Here is a 15,712-nt window from a genome sequence, read left to right on the forward strand (position 1 = left end):
TCCATTCTTTTCTTTGTTAAATCCCTAGCTTTAGAAATATGATAATGGTATCAAAATGACACCATACACGCTCGCTTGGGTAGATGTTCCCTGTTTTGATATCTTTTGATGGAATGATTGCCGGACCAAGAGAATAAATGAAGCCCTGAAAACATAAAAACCACCTTTAATGATGGATTAGATACCGCCAAAGGCACCAAATACAGCCTTAACTTTATCTCTAAAATCAGCTTCAAAATTATTACTTTTATCAAGACTTATTGCTGTTTGACTGGGCCAGGTATATTTAACAAGAAAACCCGGGCAAATATTGAGTTTGTCATAGTTCTTAGTTAAGATTTTTTCCTGAATCATACTTCTATCTTCTGTTACGATGATCTGATTCTGCTCAAGAGTATCAAATAATGTACTGAAATCTGCCCTTTTGACCTGCTTTAAAGTTTTGTATTCTCTTTTCCAGAATCTTAAATACTCTTCAATTGTTAGACTACCGTCAAACCACAATAAGTTACTTGAGCGGTATGAAATATGAAAATTCTTTGATATCTCAAAGCCTTGAGTCTGTAACTCGAATAATTTATTTATATCAAGCTTCTCAAATGTTTCTCTGGCTGAGTTCATGGTATCTCCGGCATACATCCATAGATCAATTGTCCAATCGGAAGCTACTTGATTTGCATCTAAAGCAATTTGCTTAACTGTATTTCTGCCACTTTCGATATAATACTTCCAACCTCTATGGTATTTAACTTCAGAACTTATTCCTGGAAGTTTGCAATTGGCCATTACCAAGATACAACGCTTATTTAATAGGTACAAATTGCTTTTACAAACTCCAAAAGTTGTATAAGGATTAATCCAAGAGTATTCGTTGTCTACATACTCAATAAAGTTCTCAATTAAAACCCTCTCAAGTCCGGTTACCATGTTATTTTGAATTAGAGAATTTAAACCTGAGATAACTCCCCTCCACGATAAACAACATGGCTTATCTATTATGTTGATATCAGTTTCCTCTGAAACGTTTGGATTTAACTGACCAAGCCATATATTCTCTCGAGAAGGTTTATTTTCCACGATGAATAGCCAGGAAGGATTACATAGTATTACTCCATCGTAACGAGCTTGTCTATCATCATTTTGCACCTTCACTTCCTGATCTAATTTATCATCAGAAATGATTATCGAAAGCAGCGTACGACCCTCAACTGCACTGGAAGTGAAGATGTTATTTGAATTCGATAACTGGGTATATACCTCTTCAACTCCCAAGTCGCCATTTGCAATAGAGTCTATCTTACATTCTGGCAGTTCGTTTCTTACCATTTCAAAGAACATTACCTGGACTATTGGAATGTTCTTAAGAAGAATAAGAAAACTCCTTGTAAGCTCATCTTCATGATTGTTTGATTTGTTTTTATACGGATTAAAAACATTCAGATGATCCATATTCCACCTCACGTACTATTGCATTTATATCCCATCGAATAATTGTTTTACCCATTTACCAATTTCATCGTTACCTTCAATCACAAATTCCTGTCCTCTGCCGACACTATTAAGGAGACAATGAGTGTCAAATAATTCCCATATAGGCTTATTTGATTTATCAAAGCATTTTCCATGGTAACTCACCTTTGTACCGTAGCTTGGATGAAAGAATCTAGGAAGTTTCCAAACCGATCGTTTCTTTTGTTCTGGACAGGTTAAGACCAGTGAATCCTTATAATGAAAAACTCCATATCCTGGTAAGTTAGGGGAGAAACTTAAATCCTTATTAGCGATATAGCCTGTATTCTGTTCCCTGTTTCTATAGCAATAGTGTGGATGATTCTCTTTCCACTCTTCATAACTTTTTTGTGGCGCTATCTTTTGGACTTCGTCTACCTGTAAATAACCCCAGATAATATGTCGGTCTGTGCCACTCACATACTTATATCCGTTATGCATTTTAACCACATCACGAAACCATCCAAAGTATAAAAACAAATCCCCAGGCTTAACCCCTTTGTGGTTTAAATGCGCTTGAGCACTGCTACTTTGCCCAAATAACCCTCTCCAGTCACTATGTCTACTGTTTAGAATTGAAGGATTAATATCTGGGTCAAGATGAACGTATTTATTATCAAATTTGTTGAGTCCCAATTGCTTCATTATATCTAAATATGAAGACTCTTCATCAAATCTTAAATCTGCATAAGTCCGGCCTATGATGCCTATTTCATCCTCAGGAATTGGAAAGGAAAGCAAACGACCACTTTCGATGAAGTGCGGGCTTGGATATCCACCAGCAGTAGAATCAAACCCCTTTCTGCTTAAAATCACCTTCAAGATATCCCCTCCATCTTTTTTACTTAAAGCGCCATATTATTTTAACGCTATGCTAATCAAACTTTAATCATTGCCCAAGCAAGATCTAAATTAAAGCTATTTCAAATAATTCGCCACTTACCCGCCATGTATTGCTTATTGTTGAACTATTCTTGCATAGTATTTTAACAGTCATACAGAGATCGTCTGCCGGGCTCCACTGTACGCCTTGACGGTATGGATGAAGCATATTTATTTTACCGAGAACTGCAGTCGCTGAATCCATCAGCATATTCTCTGCGGTACTTTGATCAGTTCCAATTAGATCTGATAATCGTTCTGAAAGTAAAGATATGTTTGTTCCGTCATGCACATGAACAGAACTTATAATTCCATCAAGTAATGGTTTTACAACTGCAGCCAAGTTAATCCTAGTCCCATAAGGGACATTAATCATCAGCTCAATGCCAAAGAAATTAGGTTTTCGTAAATTGTTTGAAATATGGACTTTGCCCTTTTTCATTGCATACCAAAACGAATGCGGTTTACTATTGCTTTGAATTACTGGGAAGCTAATATCTTCCCAATGCGCTAATGTCTGTATCTTTTTCCAGTGCTCAAGGTCTTGTTTGACATCGATAACTTGATAACAATGATAATGAGGTATTTTTTCAGTATGCCCTGGAATTACCGGAGGTGCAGAGAAACTGCGCTCCAAAGATAACCCGTTGCGGCAAAGATTTGAGAACGCCCCACTTCCAACATTATAGAGTAATACATTTTCTACATCACAAAAATCTTTTTGCTCTGAGGCATAAACTGCATAAAGCATAGATCGTTCAGAACCCTTAAGTGATTTTAGTGATATTTTTAAAGAATCTCTCATCTCGCGAAGCCATCCCTTAGGTTCAAAGGGCAACCGAGCATTCGACCATAATTCTACCGAATTCTCTTGTTCCTTTATAAAATAATCTAATCGAGATACACCACTTAGCATTGTTATCCTTCTTTCCTAGACACCTAATGGCTTTATCAGTATTTTTTTATTCCCTTATTTTCTTTTAAAGACGGTAATTTGCATGTTCAAACCTGTGCAATCCTGGTATGGCAAATCCGGAATTGTTCTATAACCATCATTACATCCCAGCCTTCCAACAATGGCAAGACAAAGAGCATCTAAAACATCATCAATTTTCTTTCTGAGTTTGTTTTGCTTTTTATATGTTTCAATAACTGCTTGGGATTCTGAAAAACAATCCTTCAGAATATCTATTCTTTTCTCTTGGCCATAATCATCTCGCTTATTATCCTCAAGAGGAATTCCACCGTTCAGCAAGTAGAAACAATACTCAGGGTGGCTTTCTAAGAGCCTGTTTTTCCACTGTGGATTGTTTTGCAGAAAAACATCCACTTGTTTTATAGCTTTGCATAGGGCCATACTTATTGGGGTTTGCTTTGCATCTAATTCCCTATTTAGCTCCCATGCTATTTTTTCATCTGCTGCATAAACAATCTGCCTGAAGGGCGTATTGAAAACGCTGGATGCTTTCTTACTTAATAAAGTACGAAGCTCATTATCCGGGCGCTTTACAACATCAACCTTGCTTTCGGGAAGTCCGATCGGAATATCTATCAACAAAGAGTCTGCCCCTTGGTATCTTATACATATTTCTTCTATGGTTTTGAACTTTCCCACCTCAAACGTTTCATTGGAAATAGCGACTACCAACCACCCTCCCTTACAACCGTCTATTCCTACACTTATGTAATTTTTCTCTTTTCCAGTCAGCCTATTAAACAGAATAATAAATTGCCTTTCCACATCTTCAAATGCTTTACATTCAAAGTCTGGAACTCCTTTAAGACAGGGTGTGAAATTAAATATTTCTTCCTCCATAAAATTTAAAAACTCATAATAAAGCATTGCATCATCGATTTCGAAGACTTGTCTTGTTTCCTCATCACTCAGCGGTTGATCCAAATATTTGTTCCATATTAATTTCTGTAACCTGTCTTCAAATTCAATATATTGTGGCAGCTGCTTTTTGACTGTTCTTGTAATGTCGGAAATATAGGCTTCACTGGCATCATGGAGCAAACAGGAAAGTTGAATTCTTTTCGAATATCCTCTTTCTTTAGCTTCAGTAGCGCAATTTATCGAATGCTGCGCTACTGAGAAAAAGCTCTTAAAATGACCATTTGCTCGGCATAACAATGATAGGGCATGAGCAATATCTTCAATCTTTATATCGGTTAATACAGGATCTGTTGGCGTAAAATGGATTTTTGAAAATGTAGTTATATGTTCGCTCATATTCTTTGTCTCATTTCCAATTATTTTTAGGTGCCTATTATAATCACGTCACTAAGAATTCCCACTACAGCAGCAACTAAGTTAAGATAGTCATTATTTGTTTCTATTACGTAAATACGCTTTGTATCGATTTCGGTGATCACAGTATCGTATTAAATTAACTAGAAGTTCGGTCATTTGTAGATCATCCATATATAGCAGTTTATCTGCGGGCAGCGTTCCAAGTAATACTCTTCCGTTATTTATCAAATCAGGGTTAAATTCTTGAATGCGAGATCTAAATTCTTCACTTCGAGCATTTTTCATGCCGAATTTACCGTTGTGAGTAATAATCAATTTGTCGTTTATCTCCTGCAAAAAAACATTAAGATTAATTTGCACCAGCATTTCATCTGTTTGATCGCCGGATACTGATACAATCAATACACTCTTACCGGTTAAGTTTCCATACTTAGGGTCGTTTTCAGTTTTTCCTACGGTTTGTATAGAAAATCCGTAAATGTTACTCTCACGATTAGATAACTTAATGTGTAGTAGACGGTAAACACCAGATCCAAAATCACTGCCGGATGCATCGCCGTAACGTCGATAACTTAAGCCAAGGTCAGCAAGGAATTCAATGCCGCCAGTATATGTTCCTATGGGTATTTTGTGCGAGCAATCTAGTAATGCTTCTGCAAGATTTACGATATGTCTATGCTTTGCAGGAGGGGTATCCTCACCGATACACCAATCGTAATCTAAAAAATTAGAAACAGATGTCAAATCTGTTCTGATAAACGGTTCTCCATCTATTTCAGCTTTTAGTCTCTCTCTTTTTAACATTTCATCATATGTTGGTAGCCCATTCAGCAAATGGTAGTTATCTGACTCCTCTTCATATGCATAACAGGAGATCTCATTACCATCACTGATAATTACATACGTTGCGAATAAATCGTTGGCATAATTAGTTGCCTGTTCAAGAGCTTGATCGCTTAGACCAACACTTTCAGATTTACATTCGACAATAGTAATGGGCATTCGTGTTTCTTCCTTCTCTTCACAAATGACAATGTCTACTCGGCCATTCTTATCTATACCATAATGTGAAAGATGTTCTTCCAGAAAAATCATATGCTCTGGTACACGAAGAACATCTCGAATATAGCAAGCTGTTCGTTGTCTAACCTTTTCTTCAGGAGTTACTGGAACCAGTCTTTTTCGAAATGGATCAAGAAAATGAGAACCATTATTATGTATAGCCGGAAGCTGTATTTTTGAAAATTGTTTTCTAAAATCGGTCGATTGGATCATAATATCATACACCTTCTAAAGTTAGTATTAAATGAAATGTAAGAATTAATTACTTTCTTGTTTTTTGCCTCGGACCAATTCATCAAGCCTTTGCATTCTCACACCCATAGGTAATCCCTTAAGGGGTTGCTTACAATGATCTAAATACGGAAGCAACGGCGCGATATACTTTTCACCAGCCAATAAAATGAACTCAGTATTAGAAATATCAAAGCGCGCTCCGATCTGCTCCATTACTCGATTACCCCAAGCCATACACTCTTTTGAAGACTTGGTATTGAGCGTTTCGTCATACGGGGCAATGACGGTGCTCATCTCGACGAGGCCGTACTTCGCGGAGAGCACATACGACTCGTCCGTGACAAGCTGTGCATAGGCATACGCCTTACGGAATAAGGCACTGGCATCATAGAGATACCTCGCTTCACATTCGGTTGATCGTTTATCTTTTGTGCAGGATATCAGCGCCACCTGTTTCATCTCTTTCGCCTCGGTCAAAGAGCATACGAGCGTCTCATAACCACATCGCCAGTTCGCCCGCATACCATCTTTGTTTTTCCATATTGCCTCCGGCCCACTCATTCTGGTAAAATCGAGCCTGTACTCACCGTCAATCAGCATAACCGATTGTACATTCTTGTTCTTCCCAGCTTGGAAGCACATGCTTTTCTCAGGCGAAGTATAAAGGACCGCACAAAAATTCTCCACTGTGCGAACTTTCAGGATATCTGAATAGATGTTATCGAATTGTCCATCGTCATGTACGGGCCAACGATTTATTATTAGATACCGCTTGTTCGGTATTCCTTTAAGTTCAGGATGATACAGTAAACGCAGTACCTTATCCGGCGTTTTAATGTCCACGCTGTCTATGCAGCAGAAGATGACATTATTTCCGTCTATGGTATAACGATAAAGCCCATCCGTAATACACTCCGACGCTTTCAGTAGGACACTTATCCGTCCGGCATTCGGGCTGATACTCCAAGTGCCGGTGGCATTCGGTGTCGCAGCCTGTTCTATGCTGATATCGGGTTCATATCTGCCGTCAAAATCAGATGTGTCATAAACATAAATGTTATTGACCATATCTTTATCAGTCTTTACAGGATAAATTGGCTTTCCGGTCAAAAGGGCACCGTTCGGTGTGAAACCGAATGTATATGAATTGATCTTATCGCTATGAGAATATCCCATCGTACAGAACGAGAAGCAATTGTTCTCCAGGGAACGTGTCTTGTTATAGCGGTACCATTTCTGGTGTACGACGTTACCACCAGTCGAATTAATAATGATGTCCACACCCCGTTTGCCCCATGCTCGACTGAAAGCCGCATGATTACTGTCGTAGCAAATAGTCATCCCAATTCTTACATTTTTTAAGATAATTGGATTAAAGATATCTTCCAGAGTATCTTTATAATCGGAACTAGACAATAAGGAATTATCAGCCATCGTGTGTTTTCTATACAAGCGATGTGTAGTTTCATTGCCGGAAGCATACGCATTTGCATATATGTTATATATAAAGCTTTCTTTGTCTTCCGCGCCGATGATCACAGCGCACCCCGCCTGGCGGCTTATCTTCATTGCCCGTTCAATTGCCTTATTGACATCATACGAGTCAGACAATCTCAGATCGTAAAAATCAGCCGTAGATGGCGTGTAGCATGTCTCTGGAAAAACAAAGATGTCTAGGCTTTCCCTTGCTGCATCATTAAGGCGTTTATTGAAGATTCTCTTGTTATGGTCGTCGTTACCCTGTAAGTAGAGACCAATTTTCAAACTTACAGCGGGCTGATTTGGTTCAACGACTTTTTGTGGCACCTCAATTAAAGTGTTAATATATTCAGATGCATCGGGGCTTTCCCAATCGTAGGTTCCATGCATTATGCGAATCAATCGATAACCATTTTGGACGCTGCGGATGTCACGGATGCTGTCGTAATACGCACGGATCTCATCCCTGTTGGGCGGGTCACTGTCTTTCGCTTGTATGCTTTCGCAGGCGGAAATCCATTTCTGCTTGTCAAAATACAGAGTAAGATCTGAAGGATAGCTTTCAAGCGCAGCTTTCCTGGCCAGCGAGAAATGCTGTCTTTCATCGTACTCAATAATTAGCTTCTGGCTTTCGCAAACGAAATCGCAACGCAATTTATAGCCACGTTTGTCAAAACCTATTCTTCCGCGATACGCATGTAGCGCGGGCACAAGATACGGATACTCTCTATCATCAATCGGAGTAGTCATCCAATCGAACGTCTTTTCAGAAACTACGTCTCCATTAAAATAGCGGTTTAATACAAGTTGCAAAGCGTTTTTTTGTTCGATAACGTTTTTAGAGGGAATTTTCACAGGTCCCGCTTTGTCAGAATCGCTTTCAACTATCTTTGCCGTTGAGGTTGCGGGTGCAGTTGGGGTGAAAGTCAACTCCCGCTGAGGCTCTAACTTAGCTTTCTCAGGGGCGACGGCTTCAGTAATATCCGTATCATGATCATTATCATTACGAGGCGTATATTTTACATGAAATTCAAGTTTTTCAAAAAAGCGCACTGTTTCCGCCCCTCCGGTGAATTCTGATTTCGGAGCCTCAAAGCCGAAAGCAGACTTATATGAAAGAGCTCGAATATGTTTCGCCGGATACCGCTTACCGTTGTACTCGAGGAAGGTATTTCTCGCGGGCGGATAGTTTTCTGCGCTTTCTTCAAACATTTTAATTGCTTCTATTACATTCTCGCGAGTCACACCGTTCCAATTCAGTTTCATAGCAAATGCCTCCCGGTTATCCCGCAGTCATCTCGCAAAAGACCATAGGATTTTTTTGTCTTTCCAATGAATCATTATCATTTACGAATAAAGTTTGAATATTGAATAAGCCTGCTGTCTCAGTTCCTCAATCAAACTATCAGGTGATAAAACCTTAACCATCGCTCCGAATTGAAATAACCAACCTACAAACACTGGCGATATAGTTATTTTTAAAGATACTGTAAAATGCGCCTCATCTGATTTGATAATATTTACGTTTTTGCCGAAACGATCAACAACTACTCCGACCAGGGAGTTATCAAATTGGATTTTGACCTGCTGTTCTTCTCCATTGAACATACCAAATACTTTTTGAGCATAAAGTGCTACATCGAATTCATCCTTGTTGTAGATATCACGAGGTTCATTGGATAAAAATATGTCAGTCATCTTATCCACCCGATAATGGGTCAAATCCTGGTACTTGAGAGAATATGTAATCAGATAATAATTCTCATCATCCCAAGTTAACGATACCGGGCTTACCTCATAAAACTGTCCATCCTTGCGATATTTCTTCTGTTTGTCCACAGTATATTCGAAATATTTGAATCCAATCTTTTTCCCTGAGATAATCGCTTGGTGAATAACATCTACATTATAATAAATACTTTCGTTCATTGTTTTAACCCGGTTGGATACATAGACCTGGCGCTGTAGCTGAACGGCCTCATATCTGCTTGCCAAACTCTGCAGCTTTTTAATCAGTTCGTTGGATTTCTTGATCGTGATAAATTTTGATGACTGCACGGCATCAACCAAGAGCTTCAATTCCGGCAATTCGAATGTACGGCTTGCCATAAAATAATTATATGTTTTGGACCGCTCCATCTTAATGTCCAAACCAAAATCACGCAAAGCCAAAATATCTGAATAAATTGTTTTACGTTCAACATCGATATTTGCTTTTGCTAGACGAGCAATGAGATCGTTAACGGTTAGGGCGTTATTCTCATCTGTTTCATTGAAAAGTATTTTCATTAGATACAGTATCTTTAACTTCTGGTTGGATGAACGTGCCATTGTATAACCTCGGCAAATGTTTAATTCTGTAAAAATATAGAATTATTTATTTGTTCTATCAATTATCTGTTTTTCCTGCAAAATCCGTAGATTTCTGCAATCTAGCACCAGATACTCTTCAACTATATATTTTTCCGGCTAAGAAAAGGTCATGACTCTCCTCCGGATTTTAGAAAAGAGTCATGTATAAATGTATTTATCTTACATGAATTAAAAAGCGTCAACATCAACAAATTTGTATGATGCTACATCATTGCTTTCGCCGCCCATCCCCATCGCCTTGAACTTCCACGTTCCACCCGCTTCAAAATTATTGACATTTGCCAAAGCCATACCGATCTGGTTTCCATTAGAATCGTATAGGTTAAAGGTAATCTGAGCATATGAATAGAGTTTTTTTGTATTGTTTTTCAGCGTTCCGCTTATATAGAATGCAAATTGATCATGTTGAGTTGTCAAATCACCAACAATTTCAAAATCCTTGACCGGGGCGGGTTTTGAAGAAGAAGTTACTTCTGAGGATAATTCTTTATTAACAGAAGTTGTTTTATCTGAAGCCGCAGTATTTTTGTTGGCTGGTACTTGGGGGTTATTGATAGTTTGGGGTCCAGATAGCGCGCTTCCAAGTATCCCGATAAAAATAACAACAACTAACCAAAACCACCATTTTTTCAAGATTGGTTTCTTTTGCTTTGCCCCACAACTCGGACAGACTTTTGCTGATTTTGCAATCTCAGCATTACACACTTTACAGTTAATAATCTTTTCCATTATGTATCCTCCCTTTCATTTAGTGCTACAGGGTGTTCGTTTCTCAGCAAACAAAAACCGCATGATGAAAACTCATATATATAAAAAAACACCCCCTTTAGCTCTCATTTTAACTAAGTGAGTGTCCAATAGAACGGATTGCAAGTAAGTTTATATAAGCTAATTTAGATATTCCTACCCAAAACCGACACTATTTTTGAAATTAACTTATCTCTTAAGGCGAGTAAAGTTTTCTCTAAGTACTCTTGCCAGTGAATCTATTTAGCCTAATAGATTCCTTGTTGACAATCGCAATATATTATTCAGCCTTTTCATTTTGATCAATATATTTATTAATAACAGATATACCTTTTTCTTTAAACCTATTCAGCAACTCTTTTTCCTTTTCATTAGAAGTGAGCCATAAGTCCCATACTGCTGAGCAAAAGCTCTAAAAAGCAGATCTTCATCTGTTGTTTCTTCCATTTCTAATATCTCTGACATAATTCTTTTATCCCGAATAATATTCATAAAATTATAATAGATTTTGCTTATTCTTTCTGATGCCAGTTTTGTTACATTTTCTTTTGTATATGGCAAACTCGGAATAATTGAACTAACTCTTAACCTTTTTTTGTTCTTTCCTCTGCCTATGAATCTGGGTTCTGAAGTATCTTCGGTTATCACAATCTTGATCAAATTTTCTGTTTCTAAATGATCTCCATGAATTGTTGTCCTGCTTGTTTCTATTCCGTTTTCAGTAAGGATCTTCTCCAGTCTTTTTAACTAAGTGCTCATTTCGTGCTTTAAAAATTATTCCGCAATATAGCAGGTTTAGTAAAATACTAAAGCTGGTTTGGTTTTTGGTAATAATATACAATATTCGCTTTTTTCGACAACAAAATTTGACACGGATTTGTGCAATAAGGGTTTATTATATAATTAACATAATATGACAAATAAGAACACATTACTATGCGTATTTATTATTTTCTGTCAATTAAGACAGTATTTTATTCTTTTGACTTAATGCAGACATTAACTAAATAAAAAGATAAGGGCAAAGTTGTCTAAAGACAGCGACGCAAAGCCATAGGGTCTAACGTGCCAATGCACTATGACAGCCTGGTTGCCGAACAGTTTTACGGTATTATCCTGCCCTTTTGAGGCAGTTTTTTTATTTGCGTATAGTTGCTGCGTTACCCTCTGAGATTAGGGTTGTTTTTTCATAGCTTTGCCCTTTGCCCCACGCAAAGGAAGTGTTGCTAATTGCAAAGCATGTTAAAAATTACTCTCCTGAGGTGTAAATAAAGAAGAATTTCATAATGTTCTTAATAAATCTTACTTGACAAACGTCACGGTGGATGAGCCCGCGATTTGCCTTAAGCAACCTGCGGGCTTTTTTACTTGGCAAAAACATGTTGCTTATCAGATTTGGGCTTACAACCGCCATTATTATATATTTTCTCTTTTCGCAAGAAAAGTATTGAAATCCGTCAGGTGCCGTTCCCCGCCCTCTGTTTTGGTTTTTTCAAAAAAATCAAAACGGAGGTCTGAAAATGGAAAGGATTAATTTGCGAGATTATTACCCGTTTTATCAATTTGACTTTTTTGTTGAAGTTGCGGATGAAATCGCTTCATCCCTGAAACTCTTTAAGCTAAGCGAGAAGGCTTACCAATTGCGCATATACAGGCACAAAGCCTATTACTCTCTAGACCGGGGCGATGGCATTGAGCAAGAGATTGTCTTCATTTCATTATCTCCCCAGGAGATTTATGAAAGAAAAGTCACTAATCGGGAGCTGTATGCCGCAATCAACAGCCTGCCGGAAAAACAGGCGAAGCGTATTTATGCCTATTTCTTTTTGGGCATAAGCAAAGCCGCCATTGCCAGGGCAGATGGTATCGGAGAAAGCGCAGTCAGGGAATCCATCGAACGCGGACTGAAAAATATTGAAAAGTTTTTAAAAAATTTTGGGTAACACCCTGCGATTTTGCCTGAAAAATGAAGTGGTTATTAGAGGGACAAATCCTTCCCCCTAAACTGATCTTTGACAATTAAATAATTGTTTTATTCGGTACTTTCCCTGTATGTCCTGAAAAGGAAAGCCAGATTGTAGATACGCCAAGACCACTGAAACCTCATTATACGGGTTTAAGTAAGGTACACATGCCGTTACTGATTAAATGAGGTCAGATGCGAGCGATCAATATCCATGCAATAAATGAATGCCGGTAGCATTTAAGGCGATGACACATACAGAGGGATAATGATACTTCCGTCCAGCCACAGCCCTGCTTAAGCAGGATCACGCAATGGGGGCGGCTTGCAGAGAACCTGGGAGAGGTGGAATTCCTATGAGGACGGTCAGCCTCCGTCCGCCGAATAAAACATAGTATTTTTAAACCAAAACAGAAGTGCAGTATAGGGGTGTGCCTGTTTATGATCTGCGTGTCTACGTGTCCTAAACGAAAGCGCATCCCCTGCTGCCCTAACCAAAAATAGAAATAAAAGAAGGAGTTTTTGAAGATTGATTTGTAACGAAAAGGAGGCTTAACTATGGCAAATGAAAAATTATCACAAGAAAAAGCCTACCGGATTATGCTAAAAGGATACCCCGATGTGCTCGATATGAAGCAAATATGTAAAATTCTTGGAGTTAGCCTAAAGACAGGATACAGTTTAATACAAGAAAATAAAATTGAATGCTTAAAGGTTGGCCGGGCCTATAAAATCCCCAAACCTTTTTTATTGAGTTATCTGAGAATAGGTCCCGGCAGCGACAGTGAATTAAAATGAAATTTGCACAATTTACGAACCTTTTTTATTATGCTACATTCTATCTTGTCAACGGCAGGTGAGTGAGTACTTGAAAGGAGGAAACATATGGAACTCACTAAAATGCTGGAAATGGTCAGATTGACCGAGGATGAATTAATCGGAGGATTTATAACAACTAAAAAAGGATATTATTACACCGTTCTCAACCGGAAGGATAAGAATGGAAAGCGTAAGCCTCTTTGGATTTCAACAGGGCTTCCTGCAATCGAGAAAAATGAAGCAGAAGCCGAAAACCAATGTTTATCGGCTAGAATCCAATATTCCCTTGACTTAAAAAATGGCGTAGCCGATAAGACTTTGGCACATGAAGAACCTGAAAACAATAGTGTTCAGGATAATTCAGATGAAAAACATTCACTAAATCCTTTGTTTGCAGATTTATTAAATGAATGGCTTGAATTCAGACACCCGGATAATGTTGTTGTGGGCGAAGACTTTAATTTTGACAAGACAATCAAGCTTAATACTTGGGCTGGCTATGCAGAAAATATAAAACAAAACTTATACCCGACATTCATGGCTTACGGATGCACTGTCCAAGAGATTACGCCTGAGTTGCTTAAGGGGCATTATTCTTACCGGCTTAAAAACGGCAGAAAGAAGTCTACGGTCGCCAAAGATTATACAATTATCAATCAAGCACTGAATTATGCCGTCAGCAAAAAGATGATCAGCGTGAATCCGAACAGCGCGATAACCTTGCACAAAATCGAGAAGTATAATGCGGCGACGCTCAATGCCGAGCAGATGTTGAATTATCTCGAATTTATTGTAGACGATATCATTGAAATCCCTATATTACTGGGCGGATTTTATGGAATGCGGCGCAGTGAATGTCTAGGCGCTAGAGAATCCCAATTTGATTTCAAGTACAAATTCTTTAGGGCTAATCATACTGTAACCACGGCAGTGATCGACAAGAAGAAAATATATATCCCTTCCGACAAGCTTAAAACGGATTTGAGCAACCGTACTTATCCTTTGATTCCTTATGTTGAAGAAAGGATAAAAGCAAAAATAACGGAGAATAAGGAGCTGAGGGCGCTTTGCGGCAACTCATACAGCAAAGAATGGCTTGGTTATCTTTGCGTCGATCCCTTGGGGGAAATTATCGACCCAAATTATATAACCAACAGACATAGCGATTTGCTTAGGAAAGCCGGATTGCCGCATGTCAGATTCCACGACCTCCGGCATTCATGCGTAGGCTTAATGATGGCTAATGAAGTGCCTATGGAGCGCATCCGGGATTGGGTTGGACATAGCGACATCCGGACAACGGTCAATACTTATGGCCATCTGGAATACCAGTCCAAGAAAAAAACAGCCAAGATTATTCAAAAATCTCTGCCGCTTAAAATGGCAGGGGCTGCCAATCTTTTAGGATTAACAGCCCCATGATGGCGGAGGGTTAGGGATTTGAACCCTAGGTACACTAACGTGCACACTGGTTTTCGAGACCAGCTCCTTAAGCCACTCGGACAACCCTCCGGATTATTAACTTATTTCAGTACCCCAGATAGAACTCGGATAGAACAACTCAAAAATCCATATTTATTCGAACTTCGGGGAGAGTAGAAACCGCATAAATACTAGGTTTTCGGCTACATGGTTTCCACAATGCCCAACACATTTCGAGTGCGGCGCGTTATGACCACTTCGCTACTTCTCCATGATAAATATATTATTTTTAAGATTATGAGGTTTTGCTTTAGACTCCGGTACGTTTTTCCCGGAAATATTGTTTTAACAGTACCGAGCATTCTTCTTCCAAGACGCCTGCCGTGACTTCAACTTTGTGATTCCAACAGTTTCTGTTCAGTACATTCATCACGGACTCAACAGCGCCGCCTTTGGCATCCATCGCTCCGTAGACCAGGTGTTTGATCCTAGCTTGAAGAATTGCGCCGGCACACATCGGGCAGGGTTCCAGGGTGACATACAACGTCGCATCCGTCAGCCTCCAGTGACCCATCACCTCGGCTGCTCGCCGAATGGCGAGAATTTCGGCATGTCCGGTCGGGTCTTGTTTCTGCTCTTTTTCATTGAAGGCGACAGATAGAATTTGCTGATTTACGATAACGAGGGCGCCAACCGGAATCTCATTGCAGTCATAAGCCTTTTGGGCTTGGTCAAGCGCAAGTCTCATCCAATCTTCATGTTTCATTTCTCTCAGCCTCGAATACCATCCTGCCAGACCCGTAGAAGAATCAAAATATGCTGGACAGGAAATACAGATTCAGGATTGACATAGTATGAGTACTTCTACCGTTTGCAGCGGCAAATCTGATAAAAAAAAGGCCTTAAAACCTTTGCGATATGATGGTGGCCCCGGGAGGACTCGAACCCCCGCAAGACAGGGTTTAGGA

The 15,712-nt window shown here is 39.0% G+C and carries 13 protein-coding genes, 1 tRNA gene and 1 riboswitch; of the genes, 3 read left to right on the top strand and 11 right to left on the bottom strand.

Features of this window, described 5'->3' with window-relative positions; translation table 11 throughout:
* Positions 1–177 precede the first annotated feature (177 nt).
* The 9 genes from A7K50_RS07755 to A7K50_RS07795 all read right to left on the bottom strand — a co-directional run bounded on the left by A7K50_RS07755 (position 178) and on the right by A7K50_RS07795 (position 11,188).
* Positions 178–1,449, bottom strand: coding sequence for a hypothetical protein (locus A7K50_RS07755; protein WP_119775376.1), 1,272 nt, complete (start codon positions 1,447–1,449; stop codon positions 178–180).
* A gap of 24 nt (positions 1,450–1,473) precedes the next feature.
* Positions 1,474–2,325 carry a hypothetical protein gene (locus A7K50_RS07760; RefSeq protein ID WP_243103686.1) on the bottom strand — a complete coding sequence of 284 codons (852 nt, stop codon included), beginning with the start codon at positions 2,323–2,325 and terminating at the stop codon, positions 1,474–1,476.
* Between the two features lie 91 nt (positions 2,326–2,416).
* A complete protein-coding gene (locus A7K50_RS07765; protein WP_119775379.1) occupies positions 2,417–3,307 on the bottom strand; it encodes a hypothetical protein in 891 nt (296 codons plus the stop codon).
* 54 nt (positions 3,308–3,361) lie between these two features.
* On the bottom strand, positions 3,362–4,624 hold the full coding sequence (locus tag A7K50_RS14530) for a DUF429 domain-containing protein (RefSeq protein ID WP_119775381.1): 1,263 nt from the start codon (positions 4,622–4,624) through the stop codon (positions 3,362–3,364).
* A 93-nt stretch (positions 4,625–4,717) separates the two neighbouring features.
* Positions 4,718–5,920 (bottom strand): type I restriction enzyme HsdR N-terminal domain-containing protein, encoded by a 1,203-nt coding sequence (locus A7K50_RS07775; RefSeq protein ID WP_119775382.1) that lies wholly within the window; start codon positions 5,918–5,920, stop codon positions 4,718–4,720.
* Between the two features lie 45 nt (positions 5,921–5,965).
* A complete protein-coding gene (locus A7K50_RS07780) occupies positions 5,966–8,686 on the bottom strand; it encodes a carbon-nitrogen hydrolase family protein (protein ID WP_119775384.1) in 2,721 nt (906 codons plus the stop codon).
* An 81-nt stretch (positions 8,687–8,767) separates the two neighbouring features.
* On the bottom strand, positions 8,768–9,709 hold the full coding sequence (locus A7K50_RS07785) for a WYL domain-containing protein (protein WP_348980872.1): 942 nt from the start codon (positions 9,707–9,709) through the stop codon (positions 8,768–8,770).
* A gap of 252 nt (positions 9,710–9,961) precedes the next feature.
* Positions 9,962–10,522 carry an FxLYD domain-containing protein gene (locus A7K50_RS07790; RefSeq protein ID WP_119775387.1) on the bottom strand — a complete coding sequence of 187 codons (561 nt, stop codon included), beginning with the start codon at positions 10,520–10,522 and terminating at the stop codon, positions 9,962–9,964.
* A gap of 366 nt (positions 10,523–10,888) precedes the next feature.
* Positions 10,889–11,188 (bottom strand): hypothetical protein, encoded by a 300-nt coding sequence (locus A7K50_RS07795; protein WP_132102004.1) that lies wholly within the window; start codon positions 11,186–11,188, stop codon positions 10,889–10,891.
* A 362-nt stretch (positions 11,189–11,550) separates the two neighbouring features.
* Positions 11,551–11,638: riboswitch (cyclic di-GMP riboswitch) on the top strand.
* Positions 11,639–12,060: 422 nt separating this feature from the next.
* Here A7K50_RS07795 and A7K50_RS07800 point away from each other — a divergent pair.
* The 3 genes from A7K50_RS07800 to A7K50_RS07810 all read left to right on the top strand — a co-directional run bounded on the left by A7K50_RS07800 (position 12,061) and on the right by A7K50_RS07810 (position 14,744).
* A complete protein-coding gene (locus A7K50_RS07800) occupies positions 12,061–12,483 on the top strand; it encodes a sigma factor-like helix-turn-helix DNA-binding protein (protein WP_119775391.1) in 423 nt (140 codons plus the stop codon).
* A 578-nt stretch (positions 12,484–13,061) separates the two neighbouring features.
* Positions 13,062–13,301, top strand: a complete 240-nt coding sequence (locus A7K50_RS07805; RefSeq protein ID WP_119775392.1) for a helix-turn-helix domain-containing protein — start codon at positions 13,062–13,064, stop codon at positions 13,299–13,301.
* Between the two features lie 87 nt (positions 13,302–13,388).
* The gene (locus A7K50_RS07810) at positions 13,389–14,744 is read left to right on the top strand and encodes a site-specific integrase (protein ID WP_119775394.1); all 1,356 of its coding nucleotides are present in this window, start codon (positions 13,389–13,391) and stop codon (positions 14,742–14,744) included.
* Here A7K50_RS07810 and A7K50_RS07815 read toward each other — a convergent pair.
* Positions 14,745–14,834, bottom strand: a tRNA-Ser gene (locus A7K50_RS07815).
* 220 nt (positions 14,835–15,054) lie between these two features.
* Positions 15,055–15,510, bottom strand: coding sequence for a tRNA adenosine(34) deaminase TadA (gene tadA, locus A7K50_RS07820; protein WP_119775396.1), 456 nt, complete (start codon positions 15,508–15,510; stop codon positions 15,055–15,057).
* Positions 15,511–15,712 lie beyond the last annotated feature (202 nt).

Origin of the sequence: Dehalobacter sp. MCB1, assembly GCF_003590275.1 — a bacterium.
Classification (GTDB): Bacteria; Bacillota; Desulfitobacteriia; order Desulfitobacteriales; family Syntrophobotulaceae; genus Dehalobacter.